This window comes from Caulobacter sp. 602-1, assembly GCF_003931565.1.
Taxonomy (GTDB): domain Bacteria; phylum Pseudomonadota; class Alphaproteobacteria; order Caulobacterales; family Caulobacteraceae; genus Caulobacter.
The window spans coordinates 223,703-249,291 of record NZ_RRYI01000006.1 but is presented as its reverse complement, the minus strand read 5'-3'; the positions used below and the strand labels follow the sequence as shown (position 1 = coordinate 249,291).

Below are 25,589 nucleotides of genomic sequence, written 5' to 3'. Positions count from 1 at the left end.
TCGCTTCCGCTTCATGACGATTTCGGCCCGCGCATCCTGGGATGCGCGGGCCGCCATCAGGTCAGCCTACCGGCGCCACCAGCCCTTGCGAGGCTTTTCGGGCGGGGTGGTGATCTCGGCCGGATCCGGCTCGGCCGGAGCGGCCGGGGTCGTTTCGACGACGGGTTCCGGCGGCGCTTCCACGACCGGCGCGGGCGCGGCCTCGACGACCGGTTCCGGAGCGGGCTCCGGAGTCGGTTCCGGCGGGACCACCGCGACGCTCTCGGTCACGGCTTCGGCGACAGCTTCGACAGCCGCCTCGGGGGCGGCGTCCTCGGCGACGGCCTTCTTGCCGCGCGAGCGGACGCGCTTGGGCTTCTTGGGCGCTTCCTCGGCCTCGGGCAGTTCGACCCAGACGTCGGCGGGCGGGCCCGAGATCACCGGCGGCGCCAGGACCGGGGCTTCGAACGGCTCTGCGGACTCGGCGGGGCTCACGGCCTCGACGGGCGAGGCGTCGGCCACGGCGACCGCGGCTTCGTCGCGGTCACGGCGACCGCGGTCACGGCCGCGACGGCCGCGTTCGCGAGACGGACGTTCCTCGCGCTCGGGACGCTCGACGGCCTCCGACGACTCGGCGCGGGCTTCCGGCGCAGGGCGGCGCGGCTCGCTGGCGCCGCCGACCAGGGCGGCCGGGTCGTGCCAGGTGAAGACGTTCTCGCCGAACGGGACACGCGGACGGATCCAGACGAAGGCGTCGGTCGGACGATCGCCGTCCTCGCGACCGCCACGACGACCGCCACGACGACCACGGCGGCGACGGCGGCGGGCGCCGTCATCATCATCGGCGAACTCGGCGCGATCGTCGGCGTCGAGTTCCAGCTCGTCTTCGTCGCCCTCGGCTTCGGCGGGAGCCTCGCCTTCGGTCTCGCGTTCGTCGCGACGACCCCGGCCACGGCCGCGATCACGACGGCCCCGACGACCCTTGCGGTCGCCGCGATCCTCGTCGCGAACCTGCTTGCGGGCCGAGGCGTCGTCGTCGTCGGTATCTTCGCGCTCGAGGCCGTCTTCGTCCTCGTCGTCGATGATCTCTTCTTCTTCCTCGTCCTCGTCCTCGAAGGCCGTGGGATCGAAGTCGTCGTCTTCGTCGACATATGGAGCCGGGGCGATGGCGATGCGCTCGCCCAGTTCCGTGCGCTCGATTTCCTGGTCGCCGGCGTGCAGGCTGTCGTCGACCACGACGGTGACGTGCAGGCCGTGCGTCTGTTGCAGGCGCTGCAGGTAGTCGCGCTTTTCGTTGAGAATGTAGAGGCCGACCGAGCGGGCGACCTTCAGGATCACCGCGCCGGACCCCTTCAGGGCCTCGGCCTCGACCGCGCGCAGGGCGGCCAGGGCGCTGGACTCCACCGAGCGGACGCGGCCGGTGCCTTCGCAGTGTTCGCAGACGTGGGTGGTGCCTTCCAGGACGCCGGTGCGGCGACGTTGGCGGCTGATCTCCATCAGGCCGAAGCCCGAGATCTTGCCCATCTGGATGCGGGCGCGGTCGTCCTTGAGCGCGTCCTTCAGGACCTTCTCGACCGTGCGGTTGTTCTTGCCTTCATCCATGTCGATGAAGTCGATGACGATCAGGCCGGCCAGATCGCGCAGGCGCAGCTGGCGAGCGGCTTCTTCGGCGGCCTCGACATTGGTCTTGAGGGCCGTGGCCTCGATGTTGCGCTCGCGCGTGGCCTTGCCCGAGTTGACGTCGATGGCGACCAGGGCCTCGGTCTGGTTGATCACCAGATAGCCGCCGGAACGCAGCGGCACGACCGGCGAATAGATCTGGGCCAGGTGGTCCTCGATCTTGTGCTTGACGAACAGCGGGGTCGGGTCGCGGTAGTTGAAGACCTTCTTGGCCTGGCTCGGCATCAGCATGCGCATGAAGTCGCGCGCTTCTTTATAGCCAGCGTCGCCCTCGACCCAGATCCCCTCCAGGTCCTTGTCGTACATGTCGCGAATGGCGCGTTTGACGAGGTCTTCTTCCTCGTAGATCAGCGCCGGGGCGACCGAGTGCAGCGTGTTGTCGCGGATGTTTTCCCACAGACGCAGCAGATATTCGTAGTCGCGCTTGACCTCGGCCTTGGTGCGCTTGGCGCCGGCCGTGCGGACGATCAGGCCCATGCCCTGCGGCACGTCCAGGCTCTGAACGACGCTTTTCAGGCGCTTGCGGTCGGTGATCGCCGTGATCTTGCGGCTGATGCCGCCGCCGCGGGCGGTGTTGGGCATCAGGACGCCGTAGCGGCCGGCCAGCGACAGATAGGTGGTCAGGGCCGCGCCCTTGTTGCCGCGCTCTTCCTTGACGACCTGGACCAGCATGATCTGCCGGCGGCGGATCACTTCCTGGATCTTGTACTTGCGCATCAGCCGGCGCTTGCGGCGCGCCAGCTCTTCTTCGACGTCGTCATCGTCATCGTCGACCGCGTGGCCGCCGTTGACATCGTCCTCGTCGTCGCCGCCCGAGGCGCGACGCGAAACCGGGGTGTCATCGTCGTCGTCGCCCGAATCGTCGCGCATGAGCGCTTCGCGATCGGCGACCGGGATCTGATAGTAGTCCGGGTGGATTTCGTTGAACGCCAGGAAACCGTGACGGTTACCGCCGTACTCGATGAACGCGGCCTGGAGGCTGGGTTCGACGCGGGTCACCTTGGCGAGGTAGATATTTCCTCGAAGCTGTTTGCGGGTTTGGCTCTCGAAATCGAACTCTTCAACCCGGGTTCCGTCCACGACGACCACACGCGTCTCTTCGGCGTGTGCTGCGTCGATCAGCATCTTCTTCGACATAAAGGAAGTCTCCACGGCGCGCGGCGGGCGCGAGGCCCGGGCGCCGATATGAATGAAGGGCGCGCGCGTCGCCGACCGTCGCACCGTCAGCGCGGTTGCGAAGGGTCAGGTGCCAAAGGCGATCGGGTGCGGCGCAGCCCATTGGGGGTTTCGTTTTTCCCTACCGCGCGTGAAGCGCGGACTGGATGGTTTGCCTGTCGCGTCACGAGTGGCGCGAAGAGGCGTCAGTTGTCGCGCCGAGTGGCGCGGATCGGATGGCGCGTCGTCGCCAGGAGGGCGTTTGAGCCCGACGCGAGCCCTAGATCCGGCGTCTCGGTAGGCGTCTTGCCCGCCAGATCGGCCGTGTCTCGAACACTATCTAGTCTGCCGCCTTCGCACCGGAAGAGGTTCAAGACCACTTTCGAGGCTGGGACGGCCCGCACGGAGTCGTGACGATCACGACATTCGTACGCGGCGCGACTGTAGCCACATCGACGCGCAAAAGAAAAGCTTTCGACGGATGATCTGGACTTAACCCTTTGGCTACCGGCTCGGGCCGATATTGACATTCGGTTCACCAGTTTCGGATTACGCGGGCGGGGATGCGCAAGCTTCTTATCAGTTTGGCCCGCATGGGTTGGGTCAGGGCGGCCCTGATCGTCGGCGGTCTCACGACGGCCGGCGTCGCCGTGGCCACGGCCCAGGGGCCCGCCGCGCCCGCCGGCGTGCAGAAGGTCCGTTTTGGCGGCGATCGCCTCGAGACCCGCGTCGTCATCGACCTGGACCGCGCCGCGGCCGGCAAGCTGATCTCCGACGGCATGAGCGACCAGCGCCTGGTCATGGCCCTGCCGAACGTTCTGGTGTCCGGCGATTTGCAAGGGTCCGGCCAGGGGCTGGTCAAGCGCTGGGTGATCGACGAGGTCGCCGGCGGCGCTCGTCTGCGCCTGGACCTGACCGGCAAGGCCGAGGTCCGCCGCCGGTTCCTGCTGCCGCCGGGCGACGGCGCGACCGCCTATCGTTATGTCATCGACCTGAAGGCCGTCGACGGCGCTCCCCCCGTCGCCACTCCCCAGGTTCCGCGCCTGACCTTGGCCAGCGGACCGGTCAAGGCCGCGCCGCTGCGCCTGAAGAAGGTCATCGTCATCGACGCCGGCCATGGCGGCAAGGATCCCGGCTCGCTGGGCGTCAACGTCTTCGAGAAGGACGTGACCCTGGCCGCGGCCAAGGCCCTGAAGGCGCGGCTGGAGCGCACCGGCCGGTTCCAGGTCGTGCTGACGCGCGAGACCGACACCTTCATTCCCCTGGAAGGCCGCGTGCAGATCGCCCGTCGCGCCGACGCCGATCTCTTTATTTCCCTGCATGCCGACTCGGGTCCCGACGTCAGCACGCGCGGCGCTTCGGTCTACACGGTGTCCGACAAGGGCTCCGAGCGTGTTGGCCTCGTCCTCGACAAGGACGACTGGCTGATGAAGGCGAACCTGCCGGGCCGCGATCGCGCCGTCAGCCAGATCCTGCTGGATCTGTCGCAGCGCGCCACCAAGAACCGTTCGGCCGCCTTCGCCCAATTGCTGCTGGCCAGCGTCGGCGAGGAAACCACGCTGCTGCGCCGCAGCCATCGCGACGCCGGCTTCATCGTGCTGCTGGCGCCCGACGTGCCGGCCGTGCTGCTGGAGATGGGCTTCATCACCAATCCCGAAGACGAGGCCTTCCTGACCACCAAGGCCAGCCGCAATCGCCTGGTCGACGCCGTCGGCGACTCGATCGAGGCCTATTTCTCGGCGGGTCTTCGCAAGTCCTGACGCCGGCTGCGGGGACCGGCTTCCCCTTTTGCCCGTCGCCCTCTAATCACAGGGATGATCGTTCGTGCTTCGCGCCGCGAGGTGCGACCGCAAAACCGCTTACGGTTCGGCGACAAGCGATCTAGTGAAGGGTGTGCGGCAGGCGAGGGGGCCTGCCTCGACGGAGGTCGCGTGGATCTGAAACCCACCGAACGATGGATGGCCATCGCGGGCGTGGCGGTGCTTTCGGCCATCGCGGTCGCGGGTTTCGCGATCGCGATCTACGCCGCCTGGCTGTTCCACGACATGCCCGACGCCGGCGAGCTGCAGGACTATCGTCCGCCGACGGCGACGCGCGTCTATGCCTGGGATGGCACGCTGATCGGCGAGTACAGCAAAGAGCGCCGGATCTTCATTCCCTACGATCAGATCCCGCCGCAGCTGGCCCAGGCCTTCCTGGCGGCCGAGGACCGCAACTTCTTCCAGCACGGGGGTGTCGACGTCGGCGGCCTGTCGCGGGCGATGATCAAGAACGTCGGCAACGCCATTCGGGGCAAGCGCCTCGAGGGCGGCTCGACCATCACCCAGCAGGTCGCCAAGAACGTCCTGCTGACCAGCGACGCCACGGTCGGGCGCAAGTTCAAGGAAGCGATCCTGGCCCATCGCCTGGAGCAGTCGCTGACCAAGCAGCAAATCCTCGAGCTGTATCTCAACGAGATCTGGCTGGGTTATCGTTCGTTCGGCGTCGGCGCGGCCGCCTACAATTACTTCGGCAAGGCGCTGCCGGACCTGACCCTGGCCGAATGCGCGTTCCTGGCCTCGCTGCCCAAGGGGCCGGACAACTACCATCCGATCCGCAACAAGGCCAAGGCCATGGCCCGGCGCAACTGGGTGCTGGGCCAGATGGCCGATCAGGGCTGGGTGTCCAAGGCGGAGGCCCGGAAGGCCATGGCCGAGGACCTGGTGGTCCAGGCCGCGCCCAAGCGCGCCGCCTATCGCGACGCCGACTACTTCGTCGAGGAGGTGCGCCAGCGCGGCATGGCCACGCTGGGCCCGCGCCTCAGCGAGGGCGGCTACTATATGCGCACCACGCTGGATCCGCGGCTGCAGACGGCCGCGCGCTCGGCGCTGATGGACGGACTTGAAAAGTACGACCGCCGCCATGGCTGGCGCGGGGCCTGGGGCCACGTCGAATCGACGGACCTGGACTGGGAAAAGACGGCGCTGAGCAAGGCCGCGCCCGCGGAGCGCCGCCAGTGGCGCTCGGCCCTGGTCACCTCGAACGACGGCCACGTCCGCCTCGTCAAGAACGAGGGCGAGGGCCAACTGGTCGGCGAAGACGTCACCTGGGCCAGGAATGGCAAGGGCCTCAAGGCCGGGGACCTGGTGTTCGTCGAGAAGACCGACGCCGGCTATCGCCTGCGCCAGGTTCCGGCGGTCAACGGCGCCCTGGTGGCCATGGAGCCTTATACGGGGCGGATCGTCGCCCTGGTCGGCGGCTACAGCTACTCGCTGTCGAACTTCAACCGCGCGACCCAGGCGATGCGCCAGCCGGGCTCGTCGTTCAAGCCGTTTGTCTACGCCACGGCCCTGGAGAACGGCTACACGCCGGCCAGCGTCATCGTCGACAGCGCCATCACCTTCAAGGGCGCTAACGGCCAGGACTGGAGCCCGGAGAACTACCACAAGGAGTTCTACGGGGCCCAACCGTTGCGCAAGGGGCTGGAGCAGTCGATCAACGCCATGACCGTACGCCTGGCCCAGGGCGTGGGCATGAAGAAGGTCGTCGACTTCGCCCAGCGCGCCGGCGTCACCCGCACCATGGATCCCGTCCTGGCCATGGCCCTTGGGGCAGGCGAGACGACGCCGTTCAAGCTGACCGCCGCCTACGCCGCCTTCGTCAACGGCGGTCGCCGCGTCGAACCGCACCTGATCGAACTGGTGCAGGATCGCGAGGGAAAGGTCATCTTCCGGGCCGACAAGCGCGATTGCGAACGCTGCGACGCCGGCTTCAACGGCGATGAAAGCCCCAGGTTCGCCGCCCCGGGCGAGCAGATCATGGATCCGGTCACCGCCTACCAGATCACCTCGATGCTGCAGGGCGTGGTCCAGCGCGGCACCGCCGCCGCGGTCAGCTCCCTGGGTCGCCCGCTGGCCGGCAAGACCGGCACGACCAACGAGTACCGCAGCGCCTGGTTCGTCGGCTTCTCGCCGAACCTGGTCGTCGGCGTCTTCGTCGGCTTCGACGACAACCGCTCGCTGGGCGAGGGCGAGACGGGCGCCACTGACGCCGTTCCGGTGTTCATGGACTTCATGAAGGTGGCGCTGGACGGGCAGCCGGTCGTCGACTTCAAGCCGCCGAAGAACGCCAAGTTCGCCATGGTGCGCGGCGTCCGCGAGGCGTTCCGTCCGGGCACCGAGCCGAAGGTCGAGGTCGCGCCGACGGGGCCGATCCCGTACGAGCAAATCTCGCCGGGCCTGCCGCAACCGGTCCAGCCGGCGCCTCAGCCGGGCAAGCCGCCGCCGCAGAAGGTCGATCCCCTCAGCGGGCTCTATTAGGGCGGGCTCTACGAACTCTCATTGCGTGGGAGCGCGACGCGCGTTATTTCCCGCGCCCTTCAACATTGTCACGGAGTAACGTGATGCGACCGGATGTCGAGGCCGCCGCGGCTGACATCGAGCAGTCCATTGGACTGCTCAGGAGGCGTCTTTGACTGGGATGTCGCCCTCCGAAAGCTCGATGAGCTGAACGCCCGGGTCGAAGACCCGACCCTGTGGGATCGTCCGAGCGAGGCCCAGGCGGTGTCGCGCGAACGCGCCGCCCTGGCCGCCAAGGTCGAGGCCGTGCAAGGCATCGAGCGCGACCTCAAGGACGCGCTGGAATACGCCGAACTGGCCGAGATGGAGTCCGACGAGGACTCCCTGAACGACGCTCGCGCCCAGCTGAAGGCCATCAAGGAACGCGCGGGTCGCGCCGAACTCGAGGCCCTGCTCTCGGGCGAGGCCGACGGCAACGACGCCTATATCGAGATCAACTCCGGGGCCGGCGGCACCGAGTCCTGCGACTGGGCCGGCATCCTGCTGCGCATGTATACGCGCTGGGCCAACGCCCATGGCATGACGACCGAGCTGATCGAAGAGACCGACGGCGACCAGGCCGGCATCAAGTCCGCGACCCTGCTGGTCAAGGGGCCGAACGCCTATGGCTGGCTGAAGACCGAGGCTGGCGTGCACCGCCTGGTCCGCATCAGCCCGTACGACAGCAGCGCCCGCCGCCACACCTCGTTCGCCTCGGCCTGGGTCTATCCCGTGGTCGACGACACGATCGAGATCGAGATCAACCCGGCCGACGTGCGCACCGACACTTATCGGGCCTCCGGCGCCGGCGGTCAGCACATCAACAAGACCGACTCGGCCGTGCGTCTGACGCACATCCCGACCGGCATCGCCGTGGCCTGTCAGGCCGGGCGCTCGCAGCACCAGAACCGCGAAGAAGCGTGGAAGATGCTGCGCGCCCGTCTCTACGAGGCCGAGCTGCAACGGCGTGAAGCCGCCCAGCAAGCGCTGGAAGACCAGAAGACCGATATCGGCTGGGGTCACCAGATCCGCAGCTACGTCCTGCAGCCCTACCAGATGGTTAAGGACCTGCGGACCAACGTCGAGACCTCCGACACCCAAGGCGTGCTGGACGGGGACTTGGACGCCTTCATGGGCGCGTCTCTGGCCCAACGCGTCGGCGCCACGCGCGGCGCGACGGAAGGCTAAGGTCCGCGCCTCGGAATACGAAAACGCCCCGGAGCGATCCGGGGCGTTCCTGTATCCGAAGCCTATCGCGAAGCGTCAGCCCGAGACGGGCTTGGCTTGGGCGATGGCCAACTGCTCCGGCGGCGGGGCCGGTTGGACGGTCGGGGCGGGGCGCTGGAACTTCAGGCTGCGGCCCTGGAAGAAGGCCCCGGTTTCCATGGCCAGCTGTTCGTGGGTGATATCGCCATCGACGTAGGAGGTGCCGTAGAGGCGAACCTGCTTGGAGGTGATCGCGCCGACCACGCGGCCGCGCACTTCCACCGCCTCGGCATAGACGCCGCCCTCGACATGGCCGGTCTCGCCGACGGTCAGGCGGCCGACGCGAACGTCGCCCTTGACCACGCCGTCGATCTGCAGCTCGCCTTCGCCGGTGACGCTGCCTTCGATGGTCAGGTCGGCCGACAGCAGGGACGCCACCTTCGGCGGCGCGCGGCGGGCTTGCTCGGCGGGAGCCGCCATCGGGGTCGGCAGGGGCTCGATGCGAGCCGAGGTCTTTGAGCCCGACTTAGCTTGCTTGCTGAACATACTCACCAGCCTTCAAGTAACGATTGGGATTCTGGGCCTTACCGTTGACCCAGACTTCGTAGTGGAGGTGCGGACCGGTCGAGCGGCCCGTCGAGCCCATGGCGCCGACGCGGCTGCCGATGGTCACGCGCTGACCGACGCGGACACCGATGGTGGCCAGGTGCGCGTAGCGCGTCTTGAAGCCGCCGCCGTGGTCGATCTCGACCGTGTTGCCATAGCCCGAGCGGACACCGGTGAACGAGATGACGCCGGGGGCCGTGGCCATGATCGGGGTGTAATAGGCGCCCGGGAAGTCGAGGCCCGAATGGAAGGCCGGTCGGTGCGTGAACGGGTCGAAACGGACGCCGTAGCTGGACGACAGGGCCGGATTGCCGGTCGGACGGTAGAAGGGCAGCTTCTTGGCCGCCGCGCCGAGGCTGCGCATGTCCGACATGTCGTTGGCGGCGTGCTGGATGCGGCTGGCGAACTCCTCGTCGACGTCGAGGACGGCGGCGAGGGCGCGCGGATCCTTGGCTTCGATCAGCGGGCCGCCCAGCGATACGCCGCGGCCGGTGAAGTTGCCGGCGTCCAGACCCGCCATGCGCATGGCCAGGCGCAGGCGCTCGGCGCGGCTCTTGGCGAAGCTTTCGGCGGCGTCGATCAGGCGCTCCTGATCCATCCGCGTGGCCTGGATGCGCTGCACGGGGCTGGCGGCCAGCAGGCGTGGCTTGGCGACCGTCAGGGCCTGGGCGGCGCCGGGCACGCCCTTGAAGTCGGAAACCAGGAGGGCGAGGGCGGCGTGGCGCTTCTCGACCGAGGCGGCCAGGTCTTCCAGTGAGCCGTTGGTGGCCGACAACTGGGCCACGGCGCTGTTCAGGCGAGCCTGGCGGTCCGCGTTCAGGCGCTCGTAATAGGCCTTCTGGCGGATCACCTGCTGGTCGGTCGAGCTGACCGCCAGGGCGTTGACCGCCATCGAGGCGGTGCAGACGCCCATCCACAGCGCGGTGATGGCGACGACGGAAGCGCCCAGCAGCTGCTTGTTCGTGGAAAAGACGTAGCCGCGCATCTCGCCGCCGGAGCGGATATAGATGTGCCGTTCGGGAAATAGGGCTTCGAGAGAGTGCCGCAGTCGCTTAAAGCGCTTGATCGCCATCGCCCAAGAAACCCCCCGTTTCAGGTCTGGGCGATATGCTACGAGAAAGCGGAAAGGCGCAAGGCTCTTCGCGCCCCAAGAGAGCGCGACTCGAAAAAAGTAACATTGCGCCTCGATCCTTAACGTTTCCTGACCATCCGGAGCAAACGTTAAGGCTGTATTCCGGCGTGAAGGTCACACGGAGAGGCGCCGATACAACACCTCGGTGGCCGACGGGTTCCTCGGCGGAGCAGAATTAAGGCCTACTTGATGGCCTTGGCGGCGGTCATCACCGCCTTGATGTGCCCGGGCACCTTCACCTTGCGCCAGACTTCGCGGATCACGCCCTCGCGGTCGATCAGGAAGGTCGAGCGGTCGATGCCCATGTACTTGCGACCGTACATGCTCTTTTCGACCCAGGCGCCATAGGCCTCGACAACGTCGCCCAGCGGGTCGGCGGCCAGGGCGATGGTCAGGTCGTGCTTGGCGCGGAACTTGGCGTGCGAGGCGACGCTGTCCTTGGACACGCCGACGATCACCGCGCCCAGCTTCTGGAACTCCTCGACTTCCGACGAGAACTGCAGGGCCTCGGACGTGCAGCCGGCGGTGTCGTCCTTCGGATAGAAGTAGAGGACGACGTTCTTGCCCTTCAGGCTGGCCAGGCTGACGCGGCCGGTGTCGGTCGGCAGGTCGAAATCAGGGGCCTTGTCGCCGGGCTGCAGCATCGAACGCGTCTCCAGGTGGGAAAGGGTCGCCCCGGCCCTTGGCTACGCCAGGGCCGGGAGCACAATCAACCGATAACTAAACGGGCTTCACCAACACGATCTTCTTCTTGCCGGCGGCCAGCTTGACGACGCCTTCGACGAGGTCCGCCGAGGTAATCACCCGGTCCGCGCTGGCCTCGGCCTTGTCGTTGACCTTCAGGCCGCCGCCCTGGGCCAGGCGTCGAGCCTCGCCGCGCGAACCGGCCAGGCCCGCGTCGGCGAACAGGGCCGCCAGCACGACGCCGGCTTCCAGTTCGGCCGCCGGGACCTCGAAGGTCGGCAGGTCGGCCGACAGCGCGCCCTGCTCGAAGGCCTTCTCGGCGGCGTCACGGGCCTTGCGGGCCTCCTCCTCGCCGTGGGCCATGCGGGTGGCCTCGTCGGCCAGCACCTTCTTGGCGTCGTTGATCTGGGCGCCCTCGAGGGCTTCCAGTTCGGCGATCTTCTCCAGCGGCAGGTCGGTGAACAGCTTCAGGAAGCGGCCGACGTCGGCGTCCTCCGTATTACGCCAGAACTGCCAGTAGTCGTAGGGGCTCAGTTGCTCGGCGTTCAGCCACACCGCGCCGGCCATGGTCTTGCCCATCTTGGCGCCCGAGGCGGTGGCCAGCAGCGGCGTCGTCAGGCCGAAGGCGGCCTTGTGGTCGACGCGGCGGGTCAGCTCGACGCCGTTGAGGATGTTGCCCCACTGGTCCGAACCGCCCATCTGCAGCACGCAGCCGTGCGCGCGGTTCAGCTCCAGGAAGTCCACCGCCTGCATCAGCATGTAGTTGAATTCGAGGAAGGTCATCGGCTGTTCGCGCTCAAGCCGCAGCTTGACCGAGTCGAAAGCCAGCATCCGGTTGACCGTGAAGTGCACGCCGTAGTCGCGCAGGAACTGCACGTAGCCGAACTTGCTGAGCCACGCGTCGTTGTCGACCATGATGGCGTCGGTGGGGCCGTCGCCGAAGGTCAGGAACCTGGCGAAGACCTGCTTGATGCCGGCGATGTTGGCGGCGATGTCGGCGTCCGACAGCAGCTTGCGGCTCTCGTCCTTGCCGGTCGGGTCGCCGACCTTGGTCGTGCCGCCGCCCATCAGGACGATCGGCTTGTGACCAGCCTGCTGCAGGCGGCGCAGCATCATGATCTGGATCAGGCTGCCGACGTGCAGGCTCGGGGCCGTGGCGTCGAAGCCGATATAGGCGGTGATGATCCCGCCGGCGGCCGCGGCGTCCAGCTCATCCGGGTGGGTGATCTGATGGATGTAGCCGCGCGCCTCCAGGGTTCGCAGGAACTCCGACTTGAAGGACGGCGCGGCGGACATGGTTCGACTCTCTGATTGACTTGGCGGGCCGTCTAGCACGGCGAGGTCCGCCAAATCGAGGGAATGTGAGGGTTTCATTTCAAACTCCGGGGCGGGAGCCGGAGCGCATGATCGACTGGATGAGAGCGACCCCGGCGAGGCGGGGCGGCGACGTGTCTGGTCAGCCTCCCGCTATGGCAGCGGGCGGTAATAGGGGCGGGCCAGGACGAAAGCGTCGATCATGGGTCTAGCTACCGTTTGCCGCCCGTGGCAGTCAACGTCTCCATGAAGATCCTGGGATTCATGACCGGCACCTCGCTCGACGCGGTCGACATGGCGGTGCTGGAAACCGACGGCGAAGACATCCAGGGCTTCGGCCCGGCGGGCGAGCGCAAGCTGCGCGAGGCGACTCGTGATCTGCTGCTCAAGACCACCGACATCGCCCGCGCCTGGCCGCGCGGCGAACCCGAGCCGGCGATCTTCGACGAGGCGCGCAGAGCCGTGGCCGACGAGCACCTGCACGCGGCCGAGAGTTTCCAGGCCGAGCACGGCCTGTCGTGGAGCGATTTCGACCTGTTGGGCGTGCACGGCCAGACGGTCCTGCACGAGCGGCCGACCGCCGATCGTATCGGACGGACGGTCCAACTGCTGGACGCCGAGCGTATGGCCCAGGTCAGCGGCCGTCCGGTGGCCTTCGACTTCCGCACGGCGGACGTGGCGGCCGGCGGGGAGGGAGCCCCCCTGGCGCCGATCTATCACGCCGCCCGCGCTCGGGCCTCGGGCCTGGCCGCGCCGGTCGCGGCGCTGAATGTCGGCGGAGTGGCCAACATCACCCTGATCGGTCCGGACGGAGCCCTGCTGGCCTTCGACACCGGTCCGGGCAACGGCATGATCGACCTGATGCTGCAGGCGCGCGGCATCGCCCGCTTCGACGAGGACGGCAAGCTGGCCTCGGTCGGCCGCGTGGACGAACGGGCGCTGAACGCTCTGCTGTCGAGCCCGTACTTCGATGCGCCGGTCCCCAAGTCCCTGGACCGCTACGACTTTTCTCTGGAGCCGGTGGCGCACCTGTCGCCTGAGGACGCCGCCGCGACCCTCGTGGCCTTCACCGCCGAGGGGGTATTCCGCGCCTTCGCCCAAGGCGGCGAAACGCCCAACGCCCTGATCGTCTGCGGCGGCGGCCGGCACAATCCGGCGATCATGAAGACCTTGGCCGAGCGTGCGCCGGTCCCCGTGCGGGCCGCCGAGGCGCACGGCTGGCGCGGCGACAGCATCGAGGCCGAGGCGTTCGCCTACCTGGCGGCGCGGACGGCCAGGGGGCTGCCGATCAGCTTCCCGGGGACGACGGGGGTGAAGGCGGCGATGACGGGCGGAAGGATCGTCCAGCCCTAAGGAGTCAGTGCAGCTTCAGCCGTCCCGACACTCTCCGCTGCAGCAGGCGCGCCAGCGCCAGGGTCGCCGTGCGGCCCACGCCCAGGATCGCTCGGTGGTGGTCCAGGTGCAGCGACATGTACGCCCACTTGGCGATCAGCCCTTCGACGAAGAAGTTCGGGCCGCCCAGCCCGCCCATCAGCGCGCCGACGCCCTTGTTGTCGCCCAGCGACACCAGCGAGCCGAAGTCGCGATAGACGAACGGCGCGTCGATCCGGCCCTGGTGCAGCCGCGCGATCAGCGCTCGCTCCAGATAGCTGGCCTGCTGGTGCGCGGCCTGGGCGCGGGCGGGGATGGTCTTGCCGTCCTTCCACGGCGCGGCGGCGCAGTCGCCCAGGGCCCAGACGTCGGGGGCCGAGGTCTCCAGGTGGTCGTTGACCACGAACTGGTTGCCGCGATTGGTCTCCAGCCCAAAGCCGGTATTGGCCTCGGCCGCCTTGACGCCCGCGGCCCAGACGATCAGGTCGGCCGGAATGTCGCCCTGGCTGGTCTCCAGCCGGTCGGCGTGGACGGCCAGCACCTTGGCGCCCGTTCTCACCGCCACGCCCTTGCGCTCGAGGGCCAAGGTCGCCTTGTCGGCGATCTTCGGCGGCAGGCCGTTGAGGATCCTCGGCGCGGCCTCGACCACCGTGATGTCCAGGCGGAAGCGCTGTTCGTCGCCGACGCTGTCCAGCAGCTCGCGATGCGCCTCGATCAACTCGGCCGACAGCTCCACGCCGGTGGCGCCGCCGCCGACGATGGCCACGCGCATGATCTTGTCGGGCGAGAACGAGGCCTTGGTGAAGGCCGCCAGCAGCCGGGCGTGGAAGGCCTCCGCGTCCTCGGTGCGCTCCAGCAGGTGCGCCCGTTCGGCGCCGGGCGTGCCGAAGAGGTTCGAGCCCGAGCCGATCGCCAGCACGCCGAAGGTGAAGGTGATCGTCCGCTCGGGGGCCAGCAACTGGCCGTCCGCGTCGGTGATGGGCTTCAGGGTCAGGCGCTTGGCGGCCGGGTCGAAGGCGGCCAATTCGCCGAGCAGGAAGTTGAAGCCGTTCGAGCGGCCCAGGATCGAATAGGAAATCCCTTCCTGGTGGACGTCCAGCGTGCCGGCCGCCACCTCGTGCAGGGTCGGCTTCCAGATGTGGAAGCTGGAGCGGTCGATCAGCAGCACCCGGCGCTTGCCGTGCCGGCCGCCCAGCCTGCGGCCCAGCCGCGAGGCCAGTTCCAGTCCGCCGGCGCCGCCGCCGACAATGACGATGTCATAGTGCATCACCGCGTCCCTGATATTCATCAATCAGTGAAAACATAGGATCGTGACCGATGTTACGCCATCGCCGCTCCGCCACGTCGCACAAACGAAAAAGGCCTCCCCGGAGGGAGGCCTGGAATTCGAACCGGTAGGCTCGCCTAGATCGGGTTTTCGGCCAGACGCTTGTCGAGATACTCGCTGACGCTCTTCTCGACGCTGGGCAGGTGCTCGGTCCAGAAGTGGCTGGCCTTGTCGATGACCTCGTAGTCGATCGTGATGCCCTTCTGGGTCCGCAGCTTGGTGACCACGCGCTCCACCTCGACGGGCGGGGTGATGGTGTCGGCCGAGCCCGTCAGGAACAGGCCCGAGGCCGGGCAGGGGGCCAGGAAGCTGAAGTCGTACATGTTGGTCGGCGGCGACACCGAGATGAAGCCGTCCGTCTCCGGGCGACGCATCAGGAGCTGCATGCCGATATAGGCGCCGAAGTCGAAGCCGGCGACCCAGGTCTGGCTGGCGGCCGGGTTGCTGGTCTGCAGCCAGTCGAGCGCGGTGGCCGCGTCGGCCAGCTCGCCGATGCCGGCGTCGAACTCGCCCTGGCTGCGGCCGACGCCGCGGAAATTGAAGCGCAAGGTCGCGAAACCGCGCTTCATGAACAGGTGGTACAGTTGAACCGACACCGGGTGGTTCATGTGACCGCCGGCCTTCGGGTGGGGGTGCAGGATCAGCGCGATCGGCGCCGTCTCGGTCTTGCCCGGAGAATAGCGACCTTCGATCCGCCCGGACGCGCCGGTCAAAATCACATCAGGCATGTCGTTCCCTTGAGCTCGCGAGCGGCCTGTCATCCGACGATTGGATCGCCAGAATACTTGACTACTGCGCTTGGTCTTCCTAAATCGCAACCAGTCGCGGGCTTATAGGGCCCGCGCGCGAAGTCGCGGCTTGTAGCACACGCAAAAGCCGATGCGCGCGGAATCTGCAAGGGGTAAGGCGATGCGCCTGAGCACCAAGGGTCGATACGCGGTCATGGCGATGACCGACCTGGCCAAGCGCCAGGACGAAAGCGAGGGTCGCGCCGTGGCCCTGGCCGAGATCGCCGCGCGCCAGCAGATTTCGCTGTCGTACCTGGAGCAGCTGTTCGCGCGCCTGCGCCGCAAGGGCCTGGTGATCAGCGCTCGAGGCCCCGGCGGCGGCTATCGCCTGGCCAAGGGCTCGGGCGAGACCTTCATCTCCGACATCGTGCTGGCGGTCGACGAGCCGCTCCGCGCCACCCGCTGCAATTTCAACAAAGGTCAGGCCAAGGGCTGCATGGCCGGCGGCGAGCGCTGCATGACCCATGGCCTGTGGGAAGAGATGGGCCGTCAAATTCATGGCTATCTGGCCTCGGTCTCGGTGGCCGACGTGCTGAACGGCGAGCTTCGCCCTCAAGGCGGCCCGATGGGCCGTCCGATGGAGATCGCGGCCGAGTGAGCATGTCCCGCGCATCGGTCTATCTCGACTACAACGCCACGGCCCCGATGCGCCCGGAGGCGCGGGAAGCGCTGCTGAGCGCCCTGGAGAGTCCGGCCAATCCCTCGTCGGTCCACGCCGCCGGCCGCGCCGCGCGCGACCTGGTGGAACGCGCCCGCGCCGAGGTCGGGGCCCTGGTCGGCGTGCCGGCCGGCTCGGTGACCTTCGTCAGTGGCGGCACGGAAGCCAACGCCCTGGCTATCGAGAGCGCCAAGATCGCTGGCGTGCAGCGCATCATCATCAGCGCCATCGAGCATGACGCGGTGACCGAGACCGCCAAGGCGTCCGGGCTCCCGCTGGAAGTCATGCCTGTGGATAGCCTGGGGATCGTCGATCTCGACTGGCTGGCGCAAGCGCTTGAAAAGCCGGGCAAGACCCTGGTTTGCCTGATGCTGGCCAACAACGAGACCGGCGTGATCCAGCCTGTGGACAAGGCCTCGGCCCTGGTCCGCGCCGCCGAGGGGCTCCTGCACGTCGACGCCGTCCAGGCGGCCGGCAAGATCGCCGTCGACTTCTCGGCCCTCGGCGCCGACACCCTGGCGCTGTCGGCCCACAAGCTGGGCGGCCCGCAAGGCGTCGGTGCGCTTGTCGCCGGAACCCGCGCCACCGTCAGCCGTCGCCAGCACGGCGGCGGTCAGGAGCGCGGCCGCCGGGCCGGCACCGAGAACGTCGCCGGCATCGCCAGCTTTGGCGCGGCCGCCCGCGTGGCCCGCGACAGCCTTGCCTCAATGGCCGAACAGGCCCATTGGCGCGACGCCCTGGCCCAGCGGCTCAAGGCGCAAGGCGCGGTCGTGCTCGGCGAGGGCGCCGACCGTTTGCCGCAAACCCTGTGTTTCGCCGGCGAGGGCTTCGGCTCCGAGGTCCAGGTCATGAACATGGACCTGGCCGGGGTCATGGTCAGCGCCGGCAGCGCCTGCTCGTCGGGCAAGGTCAAGGCCAGCCGCGTGGTGGAAGCCATGGGCCGGTCCGATCTGGCCCCGTTCGCTCTGCGGGTGAGCGGCGGCTGGGCCAGCACGGAAGACGATTGGAACAAGTGCGGCGACGCCTGGCTCGCCGCCTGGAAGCGTATCGGCGCACGGCGCCGGGAGGTGGCGTAGTGGCCGCGGTCAAGGAAACTGTCGAAACCGTCGCCGCGCTCGAGAAGTACGAGCACGGCTTCACGACCGATATCGCTCAGGAGTTCGCCCCCAAGGGTCTCTCCGAGGACATCGTCCGCTTCATCTCGGCCAAGAAGGACGAGCCGCAATGGATGCTGGACTGGCGGCTGGAAGCCTATCGCCGCTGGCTTGAGCTGGAGGAGCCGACCTGGGCGAAGGTGAACTTCCCCAAGATCGACTACCAGGACAGCTACTACTACGCCGCGCCCTCGACCAAGGAAGGTCCCAAGAGCCTGGACGAGGTCGATCCCGAGATCCTGGCCGTCTACGCCAAGCTGGGCATTCCGCTGAAGGAACAAGAGGTTCTGGCCGGAGTCGAAGGCGCGCCGCGCTACGCCGTGGACGCGGTGTTCGACAGCGTCAGCGTCGTGACCACCTTCAAGAAGGAACTGGCCGCGGTCGGCGTCATCTTCTGCTCGATGAGCGAAGCGATCCGCGAACACCCGGAACTGGTGCGCCAGTACCTGGGCAGCGTGGTGCCGACCTCGGACAACTATTTCGCCTGCCTCAACAGCGCGGTCTTCTCGGACGGCTCGTTCGTCTACATCCCGCCGGGCGTGCGCTGTCCAATGGAGCTGTCGACCTATTTCCGGATCAACGCCAAGGATTCCGGCCAGTTCGAGCGGACCCTGATCATCGCCGACAAGGGCGCCTATTGCTCGTACCTGGAGGGCTGCACGGCCCCGATGCGCGACGAGAACCAGCTGCACGCGGCCGTGGTCGAGCTGGTCCTGCTGGACGACGCCGAGATCAAGTACTCGACCGTGCAGAACTGGTACCCGGGCGATCCCGAGACCGGCAAGGGCGGCATCTACAACTTCGTGACCAAGCGCGCCGACTGCCGCGGCGACCGCTCCAAGGTGTCGTGGACCCAGGTCGAAACCGGCTCGGCCATCACCTGGAAGTATCCGTCCTGCGTGTTGCGCGGCGAGGGGAGTTCGGGCGAGTTCTACTCGATCGCCGTGACCAACGGCCATCAGCAGGCCGACACCGGCACCAAGATGATCCACCTGGGCGCCAACACGAAGTCGCGGATCGTCGCCAAGGGCATCAGCGCCGGCAAGTCGACCAGCACCTATCGCGGCCTCGTTTCGGCCCACCCGAAGGCCAAGGGCGCGCGCAACTTCACCCAGTGCGACAGCTTGCTGATCGGCAAGACCTGCGCGGCCCACACCGTGCCTTACATCGAGGCCCGCAACGGCCAGTCGGTGTTCGAGCACGAGGCCACCACCACGCGGCTGTCGGACGACCAGCTCTTCTACTGCCAGCAACGCGGCCTAAGCCAAGAGGAGGCCGTGGCCCTCTTGGTCAACGGCTTCGTCAAGGACGTGCTGCAGCAACTCCCCATGGAATTCGCCGTCGAAGCCCAGAAGCTGGTGGCGATTTCTCTCGAAGGATCAGTCGGTTAAAGATGCTTTCTATCAAGAACCTTCACGCCCGCGTCGAGGACAAGCCGATCCTGAAGGGCGTTACGCTGGACGTGCCGGCCGGCGAGGTCCACGCGATCATGGGCCCGAACGGGGCCGGCAAGTCGACCCTGTCCTACGTACTGTCCGGCCGCGGCGGCTACGAGGTCACTGAGGGCTCGGCCAGCCTGAACGGCGAGGACCTGCTGGCCCTGGAGCCGAACGAGCGGGCGGCCAAGGGCCTGTTCCTGTCGTTCCAATATCCCCTGGAAATTCCGGGCGTTCCGGCCCTGACCTTCATCCGCACCGCTCTCAACGCTCAGCGCCGCGCGCGGGGCGAGGACGAAATCGCCGCCCCGGCCTTCCTGAAACTGGCCAAGGAGAAGGCCGCGGCGTTGAAGATCGACTTCGAGATGCTCAAGCGCGGCCTGAACGTCGGCTTCTCGGGCGGCGAGAAGAAGCGCATGGAAATCTTCCAGATGTCGATGCTTTCGCCGAAGTTCCTGATTTTGGACGAGACCGACAGCGGCCTCGACATCGACGCGCTGAAGATCGTCTCCGAAGGCGTCAACGCCCTGCGTTCGCCCGAGCGCGGCATGCTGGTCATCACCCACTACCAGCGCCTCTTGGACTACATCAAACCCGACAAGGTCCACGTGCTGGCCGCCGGCCGCATCGTCGCCTCGGGCGGCCCGGAACTGGCCCTGCAGCTGGAAGCCGAGGGCTACGACAAGTATGTGAGCGTGGCGGCGTGACCCTTTCGACCGCCCTCAAGACCGGCGACCTGACCGCGCTGCCCTCGCGGCGCGACGAGGACTGGCGGTGGACCGATCTGCGCGGTTTGCTGCGGGTCCTGCCGCCGGCCGCGCCGGCGCATGACGGCGAGATTCCGGCCGGGCCGTTCGCCGACCTGGCTTCAATCGAGACCGTGTTCGTCAACGGCCGCCGGATGGCTGGCGCCGAGACCGCTTCGGGCGTCGTCGCCCTGCGCTTCGTCGCCCTGGCTGAAAAGGCCTCGCAAGCCGCCAACCACGCCCTTGTGGTCAAGCCGGGCGAGACCCTGGTTCTGCTGGAAAGCCACGAAGGCCGCGCCGCCGGCTACGTGTCCGACGTCACCCTGGACATCGCCGTGGGCGAGGGCGCTTCGGTCGAGCGCATCATCCTGGTCGAGGACGACGCCGAGGCGATCAACGTCGTCACCGCCGAGGTCGACCTGGCGCCCGGCGCGACCTACGCCCAGACCGTCCTGACCTCGGGCGCGCGTCGCCAGCGGATCGAGACGCGGATCAACCATCCTGGCGCCCACGCCCAGGTTCGCCTGGACGGCGTCTATCTGCTGGACGGTCAGCGCCACGCCGACCAGACCACCGTCGTCACCCACGCCGGCGTCGACGGGATCACCAGCCAACTCACCAAGGGGATGGTCGCCGATCAGGCGCGCGGCGTGTTCCAGGGACGCATCGTGGTCTCGCCCGGCGCCGACCAGACCGACGCGCGCATGGGCCACCATGCCCTGATCCTGTCGGACAGGGCCGAGATCGACGCCAAGCCCGAGCTGCTGATCTTCGCCGATGACGTCAGTTGCGCCCACGGCAACACCATCGGCGCCCTGGACGACGAGGCCATCTTCTACGCCCGCCAGCGCGGCATCCCGGAAACGGAAGCCAAGGCCATGCTGACCGTGGCCTTCGTCGGCGAGGTGGTCGAGCGGATCGAGCACGAGGGCGCGCGCGCCATCGCCGCCGCCTGGGTCGCCCGCAAGCTGGGGAGTCCGACCTGATGGCGTTTGATGCTCCGTTCGATGTCGAGGCGATCCGCGCCCAGTTTCCGATCCTGGCCCGCCAGGTCCACGGAAAGCCGCTGATCTATCTCGACAGCGCCGCCAGCGCCCAGAAGCCCGACACGGTGCTGGACGCCATGATGGGCCTGGCCCGCACGTCCTACGCCAACGTCCATCGCGGCCTGCACACCCTGGCCAACGAAACGACCGAAGCCTATGAAAAGGCGCGCGAAACCGTTGCGCGCTTCATCAACGCCGAGCCGACCGAAATCGTCTGGACCAAGAGCGCCACGGAAGCGGTGAACCTGGTCGCGTCGTCGTTCGGCCTCGGCCTGAACGCCGGCGACGAGATCGTGATCTCGGAGATGGAGCACCACGCCAACATCGTGCCGTGGCACTTCCTGCGCGAGCGCAAGGGCGTGGTTCTGAAGTTCATCCCGGTGCTGGACGACGGGCGGCTCGACATCGAGGCCTTGCCGGGCCTGTTGTCCGACAAGACCAAAATGGTCGCCGTCACCCACATGTCGAACGTGCTGGGCACGGTCAACGACGTGGCCGAGATCGTCCGCCTGGCCCACGCGGCCGGCGCCCCGGTTCTGCTGGACGGCTGCCAGGCGATCGTCCACGCCAAGGTCGATGTGAAGGCCCTGGACGTCGATTTCTACGTCTTCTCCGGCCACAAGCTGTACGGCCCGACCGGCATCGGCGTGCTCTATGGCAAGGCCGAACGCCTGGCCGCCCTGCCGCCGTATCAAGGCGGCGGCGAGATGATCGGCTCTGTCTCCATGGACCGGATCACCTATGCCGATCCGCCGCATCGCTTCGAGGCCGGCACCCCGGCGATCCTGGAGGCCGTGGGCCTGGGCGCGGCGATCGAATGGCTGAACGCCCTGGATCGCGACGCCATCTTCGCCCACGAGCACGCTCTGTACGAGCGGGTCGCCGAGCGGCTGCGCGGCGTCAACGGCGTGCGCATCCTGGGCGAGGCGCCCGGCAAGGGCGCGGTGCTGTCGTTCACGGTCGAGGGCGCCCACGCTCACGACATCGCCCAGGTGCTCGATCGGTACGGCGTCGCCGTCCGCGCCGGCACCCATTGCGCCGAGCCCTTGATGCGCCGTTTCGGCGTCACGTCGAGCGCGCGCGCCTCCTTCGCCCTATATAACACCGAGGCGGAGGCCGACGCGTTCGTGGACGCGCTGGCCAAGGCCCGCAGTTTCTTCAGTTGAGCCGCTCATGACCGACGCCGCCGCTTCCGAACCCGCTTTCGCCCAAGTCCCGTCGGCATTGTCGAAGGACGAGCTGAACCGGCTGACCGACCAGCTGATCGAGAAGCTGAAGACGGTCTACGACCCGGAAATCCCGGTCGATATCTATGAGCTGGGCCTGATCTACAAGGTCGACGTCAGCGACGACAAGGACGTGGCCATCGACATGACCCTGACCGCCCCGGGCTGCCCGGTGGCTGGGGAAATGCCGGGCTGGGTGCGCGACGCGGTCATGGAGATCCCGGGTCTGAAGTCGTGCAATGTCGAGCTGGTCTTCGAGCCGCCGTGGGATTCCTCGCGGATGAGCGACGAGGCCAAGCTGCAACTGAACATGTTCTGATTGGTTCGAGAGTCATGGAAACCGCGATCACCGCACGCCCCCGCCGCCCGCGCCCCAAGGTCGTCACCCTGACCGACGCCGCGGCCGCGCGCGTGAAGGAGATCATGGATCGGGCTGACAAACCCTATGCGGGCCTGCGGGTGGGTGTGAAGAACGGCGGCTGCGCTGGCCAGGAATACGTCTTCGAATACGCCGCCGAGAAGGGACCGATCGACGAGGTCGTCGAGGACAAGGGCGTCACCATCCTGATCGAACCCAAGGCGGTGCTGTTCCTGATCGGCACAGAGATCGACTACGAGATCACCAAGCTGTCCTCGAAGTTCGTGTTCCACAATCCCAACGAAACCGACGCCTGCGGCTGCGGCGAGAGCGTCACGATCCAACCGGCGGCGGAGGCCTTGGACTGATGCTGGCTCGAACCCCGTCCTGCGTTGAATGCGGCCTCGCGTGGGGCGCGCCGCGCTTCAAGCACGAGGACGAAGCGCCGCTCTACTGGTCCGACACCGGCCTGCTGTGCTCCTCGACCTGCGCCCAGAGCCACTTCGCCAAGCGCCGGGCCGAGGGCACGTTCGTGGCGATCCCTGCGGAGTGCCCGGTCGAGGTCTAGGCCGAGACCTCCGCCGGCTTCGGCGCCGCGGCCACGTTCTCGCGGCCATTCCACTCCACAAGCACCGACGGCTTCGCGGGCTGGCCCGTCGCCTCCGCGATGAGTTCATTCGTGGCGCCTTCGATCGCCGCTTCCATCCGCGCCATGAAGTCGTCCTTCTCCAGGCCTTGGGGGAGGGCTGGCAGGAACGCGACGGTCGCGGTTCCTGGCGACTTCTTCTTCTCCGTCTGCCGCCAGAAGCAGCCCAGGTTCGTCGCCACCGGCACGACCGGCAGGCCGAAATCCTTGCTCATGTAATAGACGCCCGTGCGGTAGCGGAACCGCTCGCCCGGCGCGGCCAGGTGACCCTCGGGATAGATCAGGATCCGGCGGCCGTCGGCCGCGACCTGGGCGGCGCTTTCGGACAGCGCCTTGCGCGCCTCCGGGCCGCCGCAGCTGTCGACGACGATGGCTCCGAACTTCTTGAGGATCGCCCCGACCAGGGGGAACCTCTCCAGGTGGTCGCCGGTCACGAAGCTCAAGTTGTCGACATGGGCGAACATCACGAAGCCGTCGCCCCAGCTGTGGTGCTTGGCGGCGAGGATGCAGGGACCGTCGGGCAGGTTCTCGCGGCCCTTCAGCTCAACCTTCACATCGGCGAAGAACGCCAGAGCCCACAGCATCCGGCGACTATAGAGCCGCAGGGTGAAGGTCACGGCGTCGCGGCCCGGCGCCAGGGCGGCGAAGGCGGCTGACAGGCCGTAGAAGATCGACAGGACCCAGTAGTAGGCGTTGAAGAGCGCGCTGCGCATCTCTGTGTTTTCCCTAGCGGGCGAAAAGCACGGCCTGGACGGCCGCTGTCATGAGGGGGGCGTGGGCCGAGAGGGCGTCGTCGCCCAGGCGGCCATAGGCCTTGTTCTGGGCGGTCTGGGTGATGACCCCGATGGCCATGGCGGCCAGCACGCGCGGGTCGCCGGGCGGCAGCTGGGCCTCGATCATCGCCCGCTTGATCACGTTCTCGACCAGGGTGACCGGGTCGCGGCCGTCCTCCTGGTAGTACGGCAGAAAGTGGTGCAGCTGCAGCAGGTGGAACGAGAACAGCAGCCAGTCCTCGTCGGCCACGGCGCAGTAGGCGCGCACCAGGGCAGCGGCCTTGGCCTTGATCCCTTCGACGGCGGCGGCCTCGTCCTCGATCAGCGTCGCGAGACGGCGATGGCAGTCCATGAACAGGCCAACCGCCAGTGCGTCCTTGCTCTTCCAGTGGCGGTAGATCGCGCCCTCGGAAACCCCCGCGCGGGCGGCGATGGTCTTGGTGGTGGTCGCGTCGACGCCCTCGACGACGAAGGCCTCCAGGGCGGCGCGTTCGATGCGGGGCTTGGCGCTCATGACGAGAGCATCTCATAGGCGCGTGGAGATGCAAGTGAGCGCTCACTTACAATATCGTGATCGAGATTGACCGCGGGCGGCGGGGCGGCGACACACGGCCATGGTCCAGACGGTTCTGATCTATTCGATGGGCGAGGTCATCGGCGACGGCCTGATCAAACTGCCCTTCATCGCCGGCCTGCGCGCGGCCTTTCCCAAGTCGCAGATCAGCTGGTGCGCGGCCAAGGGCGAGACGGTCTACGCCGGGCCGCTCAAGGCCGTGGTCTCCGGCTATGTCGACGAGGTCATTTTGGAGGGACGCAATGGGGCCGCGCCGGCGGACAGCCTGCCGTGGGTGAAGCCGTTCGGCGGTCGCAAGTTCGACCTCGTCATCGACACCCAGGAGAACCTGCGCCGCGGCGGCGTCGCCAGGCGCGGCGCGGGCGGCCGTTTCGTCTCGGCCGCCCGCCACGCCCGCGACAAGGACTGGCCCGTGGCTGTCACGGACCGCCTGGCGCGACTGCTGACCCTGGCCACGGACGGGCAGGGCGCGCCGAAGCCGCTGGCGCTCACCAACCCTGACGCCCTGAAGGCCGCCGAGGCCCTGCTGCCGTCCGGCCCGACCTATGTCGGCCTCGCGCCTGGCGCGGGCGGACAGGACAAGCGCTGGCCGCTGGAGAACTATCTGGAACTGGCCGGCCGCGTCGTGGCCAAGGGTTGGACGCCGGTCTTCCTGTTCGGCCCCGAAGAGGCCGAGGACGCCGCCGTGGCCGCGCGCGAGGTCCCGCAAGCGCTCCAGCCCGAGCGTAACCGCACCGACGGATTCGCGGGCGTGAAGGGCCCGCTGCTGGTCATCGCCCTGGCCGGGCGACTGGCGGCGGGCGTCGCCAACGACGCGGGCCCTGGCCACATGCTGGCCGCGGGCGGCGCGCCGCTGCTGTCGCTGCAACAGGATCGCCGCAAGTCGATGAAATTCCGCCCCGCCGCCCGGCGGCTTGAGATGCTGGTCTCGGAGGACTACGGAAGCGGCATGGGCGCCCTGCCGGTTGACGCGGCTTGGGAGGCGCTCCAGCGTCTCGTGTCCGGAGCCTCCTGAATGTCCATCCTCGCGCCGATCTCGGCGGGCGAACTGGTCGACAAGATCACCATCCTGCGGGTCAAGGCCGAGCGGATAGGCGACCCGGCCAAGGAAGCCAATGTCCGCAAGGAGCTGGCCCTGCTGGAAGCCACCGCGGCTGAGCACCTGCCCGACAATGCCGAGATCGCCCGCCTGACCGCCGAACTCACCGAGGTCAACGCCGCCCTCTGGGACATCGAGGACGGCAAGCGCGACTGCGAGCGCCGCCAGGACTTCGGCGAACACTTCGTGGCCCTGGCCCGCCGGGTCTATATCGACAACGACAAGCGCGCCGCCATCAAGCGCGCCATCAACGCGGCCGCTGGCTCCGAGATCGTCGAGGAGAAGAGCTACAAGCCCTATCTCAAGCCGTAGGAT

At 67.9% G+C, this 25,589-nt stretch carries 26 protein-coding genes; 15 read left to right on the top strand and 11 right to left on the bottom strand.

Annotated features, from left to right (window positions below; all coding sequences use genetic code 11):
• Positions 1-66 precede the first annotated feature (66 nt).
• Together EIK80_RS18555 and EIK80_RS18550 are read right to left on the bottom strand one after the other, a co-directional pair.
• Positions 67-2,796: a ribonuclease E/G gene (locus EIK80_RS18555; protein WP_125158498.1), complete on the bottom strand. Its 2,730-nt coding sequence runs from the start codon at positions 2,794-2,796 to the stop codon at positions 67-69.
• Positions 2,720-2,938 carry a hypothetical protein gene (locus EIK80_RS18550; protein WP_125158497.1) on the bottom strand — a complete coding sequence of 73 codons (219 nt, stop codon included), beginning with the start codon at positions 2,936-2,938 and terminating at the stop codon, positions 2,720-2,722. The genes EIK80_RS18555 and EIK80_RS18550 overlap by 77 nt, the downstream gene beginning before the upstream one ends.
• 439 nt (positions 2,939-3,377) lie before the next feature.
• Between EIK80_RS18550 and EIK80_RS18545 the strand changes: the two genes are divergently transcribed.
• The 3 genes from EIK80_RS18545 (at position 3,378) to prfB (ending at position 8,318) form a co-directional block, all read left to right on the top strand.
• Positions 3,378-4,574: an N-acetylmuramoyl-L-alanine amidase gene (locus tag EIK80_RS18545; protein WP_125158496.1), complete on the top strand. Its 1,197-nt coding sequence runs from the start codon at positions 3,378-3,380 to the stop codon at positions 4,572-4,574.
• A gap of 171 nt (positions 4,575-4,745) precedes the next feature.
• Complete coding sequence (locus EIK80_RS18540) at positions 4,746-7,112, top strand: penicillin-binding protein 1A (RefSeq protein ID WP_199743535.1); 2,367 nt, start codon at positions 4,746-4,748, stop codon at positions 7,110-7,112.
• Positions 7,113-7,195: 83 nt separating this feature from the next.
• Positions 7,196-8,318, top strand: a protein-coding gene (gene prfB, locus EIK80_RS18535; protein WP_125158495.1) for a peptide chain release factor 2 whose coding sequence is annotated in 2 segments (ribosomal slippage) — positions 7,196-7,264 and positions 7,266-8,318 — 1,122 coding nt in all. Because the reading frame shifts where the segments join, the coding sequence is not laid out codon by codon here.
• A gap of 75 nt (positions 8,319-8,393) precedes the next feature.
• On the opposite strand, the gene EIK80_RS18530 is transcribed toward prfB, so the two are convergent.
• The 5 genes from EIK80_RS18530 to EIK80_RS26445 all read right to left on the bottom strand — a co-directional run bounded on the left by EIK80_RS18530 (position 8,394) and on the right by EIK80_RS26445 (position 12,276).
• Positions 8,394-8,882, bottom strand: a complete 489-nt coding sequence (locus EIK80_RS18530; RefSeq protein ID WP_125158494.1) for a polymer-forming cytoskeletal protein — start codon at positions 8,880-8,882, stop codon at positions 8,394-8,396.
• A complete protein-coding gene (locus tag EIK80_RS18525) occupies positions 8,863-10,014 on the bottom strand; it encodes a peptidoglycan DD-metalloendopeptidase family protein (protein ID WP_125158493.1) in 1,152 nt (383 codons plus the stop codon). Before EIK80_RS18525 ends, EIK80_RS18530 begins: the two co-directional genes overlap by 20 nt.
• A gap of 242 nt (positions 10,015-10,256) precedes the next feature.
• Positions 10,257-10,718 (bottom strand): peroxiredoxin, encoded by a 462-nt coding sequence (locus EIK80_RS18520; RefSeq protein ID WP_125158492.1) that lies wholly within the window; start codon positions 10,716-10,718, stop codon positions 10,257-10,259.
• Positions 10,719-10,794: 76 nt separating this feature from the next.
• Complete coding sequence (gene tyrS / locus EIK80_RS18515; protein WP_199743534.1) at positions 10,795-12,132, bottom strand: tyrosine--tRNA ligase; 1,338 nt, start codon at positions 12,130-12,132, stop codon at positions 10,795-10,797.
• A gap of 93 nt (positions 12,133-12,225) precedes the next feature.
• On the bottom strand, positions 12,226-12,276 hold the full coding sequence (locus EIK80_RS26445; protein ID WP_024265744.1) for a hypothetical protein: 51 nt from the start codon (positions 12,274-12,276) through the stop codon (positions 12,226-12,228).
• 42 nt (positions 12,277-12,318) lie between these two features.
• On the opposite strand from EIK80_RS26445, the gene EIK80_RS18510 reads away from it, so the two are divergent.
• Positions 12,319-13,425 carry an anhydro-N-acetylmuramic acid kinase gene (locus tag EIK80_RS18510; RefSeq protein WP_125158490.1) on the top strand — a complete coding sequence of 369 codons (1,107 nt, stop codon included), beginning with the start codon at positions 12,319-12,321 and terminating at the stop codon, positions 13,423-13,425.
• A gap of 4 nt (positions 13,426-13,429) precedes the next feature.
• On the opposite strand, the gene EIK80_RS18505 is transcribed toward EIK80_RS18510, so the two are convergent.
• Both EIK80_RS18505 and EIK80_RS18500 read right to left on the bottom strand, forming a co-directional pair.
• Positions 13,430-14,710 (bottom strand): NAD(P)/FAD-dependent oxidoreductase, encoded by a 1,281-nt coding sequence (locus tag EIK80_RS18505; RefSeq protein ID WP_125158489.1) that lies wholly within the window; start codon positions 14,708-14,710, stop codon positions 13,430-13,432.
• 137 nt (positions 14,711-14,847) lie between these two features.
• A complete protein-coding gene (locus tag EIK80_RS18500) occupies positions 14,848-15,498 on the bottom strand; it encodes an alpha/beta hydrolase (protein WP_125158488.1) in 651 nt (216 codons plus the stop codon).
• A 181-nt stretch (positions 15,499-15,679) separates the two neighbouring features.
• Here EIK80_RS18500 and EIK80_RS18495 point away from each other — a divergent pair, with 181 nt between their 5' ends.
• Genes EIK80_RS18495 through EIK80_RS18455 form a run of 9 tightly spaced genes read left to right on the top strand, consistent with a single transcriptional unit; the run spans position 15,680 to position 22,750 of the window.
• Positions 15,680-16,156, top strand: coding sequence for an Rrf2 family transcriptional regulator (locus tag EIK80_RS18495; RefSeq protein WP_125158487.1), 477 nt, complete (start codon positions 15,680-15,682; stop codon positions 16,154-16,156).
• Positions 16,153-17,292, top strand: coding sequence for a cysteine desulfurase family protein (locus EIK80_RS18490; RefSeq protein ID WP_125158486.1), 1,140 nt, complete (start codon positions 16,153-16,155; stop codon positions 17,290-17,292). The genes EIK80_RS18495 and EIK80_RS18490 overlap by 4 nt, the downstream gene beginning before the upstream one ends.
• The gene (gene sufB / locus EIK80_RS18485; protein ID WP_125158485.1) at positions 17,292-18,761 is read left to right on the top strand and encodes a Fe-S cluster assembly protein SufB; all 1,470 of its coding nucleotides are present in this window, start codon (positions 17,292-17,294) and stop codon (positions 18,759-18,761) included. The genes EIK80_RS18490 and sufB overlap by 1 nt, the downstream gene beginning before the upstream one ends.
• 2 nt (positions 18,762-18,763) lie before the next feature.
• A complete protein-coding gene (gene sufC, locus EIK80_RS18480) occupies positions 18,764-19,513 on the top strand; it encodes a Fe-S cluster assembly ATPase SufC (protein WP_125158484.1) in 750 nt (249 codons plus the stop codon).
• Positions 19,510-20,538, top strand: coding sequence for a Fe-S cluster assembly protein SufD (gene sufD / locus EIK80_RS18475; protein WP_125158483.1), 1,029 nt, complete (start codon positions 19,510-19,512; stop codon positions 20,536-20,538). Before sufC ends, sufD begins: the two co-directional genes overlap by 4 nt.
• The gene (locus EIK80_RS18470) at positions 20,538-21,764 is read left to right on the top strand and encodes an aminotransferase class V-fold PLP-dependent enzyme (protein ID WP_125158482.1); all 1,227 of its coding nucleotides are present in this window, start codon (positions 20,538-20,540) and stop codon (positions 21,762-21,764) included. Before sufD ends, EIK80_RS18470 begins: the two co-directional genes overlap by 1 nt.
• Positions 21,765-21,771: 7 nt before the next feature.
• Positions 21,772-22,143 carry an SUF system Fe-S cluster assembly protein gene (locus tag EIK80_RS18465; RefSeq protein ID WP_125158481.1) on the top strand — a complete coding sequence of 124 codons (372 nt, stop codon included), beginning with the start codon at positions 21,772-21,774 and terminating at the stop codon, positions 22,141-22,143.
• 14 nt (positions 22,144-22,157) lie between these two features.
• Entirely contained in the window at positions 22,158-22,550 is a 393-nt protein-coding gene (locus EIK80_RS18460; protein ID WP_125158480.1) for an iron-sulfur cluster assembly accessory protein, read from the top strand.
• Positions 22,550-22,750, top strand: a complete 201-nt coding sequence (locus tag EIK80_RS18455) for a hypothetical protein (protein ID WP_125158479.1) — start codon at positions 22,550-22,552, stop codon at positions 22,748-22,750. The genes EIK80_RS18460 and EIK80_RS18455 overlap by 1 nt, the downstream gene beginning before the upstream one ends.
• On the opposite strand, the gene EIK80_RS18450 is transcribed toward EIK80_RS18455, so the two are convergent.
• Complete coding sequence (locus EIK80_RS18450) at positions 22,747-23,541, bottom strand: 1-acyl-sn-glycerol-3-phosphate acyltransferase (RefSeq protein ID WP_125158478.1); 795 nt, start codon at positions 23,539-23,541, stop codon at positions 22,747-22,749. The genes EIK80_RS18455 and EIK80_RS18450 overlap by 4 nt on opposite strands.
• 13 nt (positions 23,542-23,554) lie before the next feature.
• Entirely contained in the window at positions 23,555-24,115 is a 561-nt protein-coding gene (locus EIK80_RS18445; RefSeq protein ID WP_125158477.1) for a TetR/AcrR family transcriptional regulator, read from the bottom strand.
• 100 nt (positions 24,116-24,215) lie between these two features.
• Here EIK80_RS18445 and EIK80_RS18440 point away from each other — a divergent pair, with 100 nt between their 5' ends.
• Positions 24,216-25,190 carry a glycosyltransferase family 9 protein gene (locus EIK80_RS18440; protein WP_125158476.1) on the top strand — a complete coding sequence of 325 codons (975 nt, stop codon included), beginning with the start codon at positions 24,216-24,218 and terminating at the stop codon, positions 25,188-25,190.
• Positions 25,191-25,586 carry a DUF6165 family protein gene (locus tag EIK80_RS18435; protein ID WP_125158475.1) on the top strand — a complete coding sequence of 132 codons (396 nt, stop codon included), beginning with the start codon at positions 25,191-25,193 and terminating at the stop codon, positions 25,584-25,586.
• Positions 25,587-25,589 lie beyond the last annotated feature (3 nt).

Coding starts and splice junctions, on each gene's coding strand:
- EIK80_RS18470 (WP_125158482.1), top strand. CDS start 20,538: ATGGCGTTTGATGCTCCGTTCGATGTCGAGGCGATCCGCGCCCAGTTT.
- EIK80_RS18545 (WP_125158496.1), top strand. CDS start 3,378: ATGCGCAAGCTTCTTATCAGTTTGGCCCGCATGGGTTGGGTCAGGGCG.
- EIK80_RS18460 (WP_125158480.1), top strand. CDS start 22,158: ATGGAAACCGCGATCACCGCACGCCCCCGCCGCCCGCGCCCCAAGGTC.
- EIK80_RS18505 (WP_125158489.1), bottom strand. CDS start 14,710: ATGCACTATGACATCGTCATTGTCGGCGGCGGCGCCGGCGGACTGGAA.
- EIK80_RS18510 (WP_125158490.1), top strand. CDS start 12,319: ATGAAGATCCTGGGATTCATGACCGGCACCTCGCTCGACGCGGTCGAC.
- EIK80_RS18455 (WP_125158479.1), top strand. CDS start 22,550: ATGCTGGCTCGAACCCCGTCCTGCGTTGAATGCGGCCTCGCGTGGGGC.
- EIK80_RS18465 (WP_125158481.1), top strand. CDS start 21,772: ATGACCGACGCCGCCGCTTCCGAACCCGCTTTCGCCCAAGTCCCGTCG.
- sufC (WP_125158484.1), top strand. CDS start 18,764: ATGCTTTCTATCAAGAACCTTCACGCCCGCGTCGAGGACAAGCCGATC.
- EIK80_RS18520 (WP_125158492.1), bottom strand. CDS start 10,718: ATGCTGCAGCCCGGCGACAAGGCCCCTGATTTCGACCTGCCGACCGAC.
- EIK80_RS18450 (WP_125158478.1), bottom strand. CDS start 23,541: ATGCGCAGCGCGCTCTTCAACGCCTACTACTGGGTCCTGTCGATCTTC.
- EIK80_RS18550 (WP_125158497.1), bottom strand. CDS start 2,938: ATGGGCTGCGCCGCACCCGATCGCCTTTGGCACCTGACCCTTCGCAAC.
- EIK80_RS18445 (WP_125158477.1), bottom strand. CDS start 24,115: ATGAGCGCCAAGCCCCGCATCGAACGCGCCGCCCTGGAGGCCTTCGTC.
- tyrS (WP_199743534.1), bottom strand. CDS start 12,132: ATGAAACCCTCACATTCCCTCGATTTGGCGGACCTCGCCGTGCTAGAC.
- EIK80_RS18495 (WP_125158487.1), top strand. CDS start 15,680: ATGCGCCTGAGCACCAAGGGTCGATACGCGGTCATGGCGATGACCGAC.
- EIK80_RS18555 (WP_125158498.1), bottom strand. CDS start 2,796: ATGTCGAAGAAGATGCTGATCGACGCAGCACACGCCGAAGAGACGCGT.
- EIK80_RS18435 (WP_125158475.1), top strand. CDS start 25,191: ATGTCCATCCTCGCGCCGATCTCGGCGGGCGAACTGGTCGACAAGATC.
- EIK80_RS18530 (WP_125158494.1), bottom strand. CDS start 8,882: ATGTTCAGCAAGCAAGCTAAGTCGGGCTCAAAGACCTCGGCTCGCATC.
- EIK80_RS18440 (WP_125158476.1), top strand. CDS start 24,216: ATGGTCCAGACGGTTCTGATCTATTCGATGGGCGAGGTCATCGGCGAC.
- EIK80_RS18500 (WP_125158488.1), bottom strand. CDS start 15,498: ATGCCTGATGTGATTTTGACCGGCGCGTCCGGGCGGATCGAAGGTCGC.
- EIK80_RS18525 (WP_125158493.1), bottom strand. CDS start 10,014: ATGGCGATCAAGCGCTTTAAGCGACTGCGGCACTCTCTCGAAGCCCTA.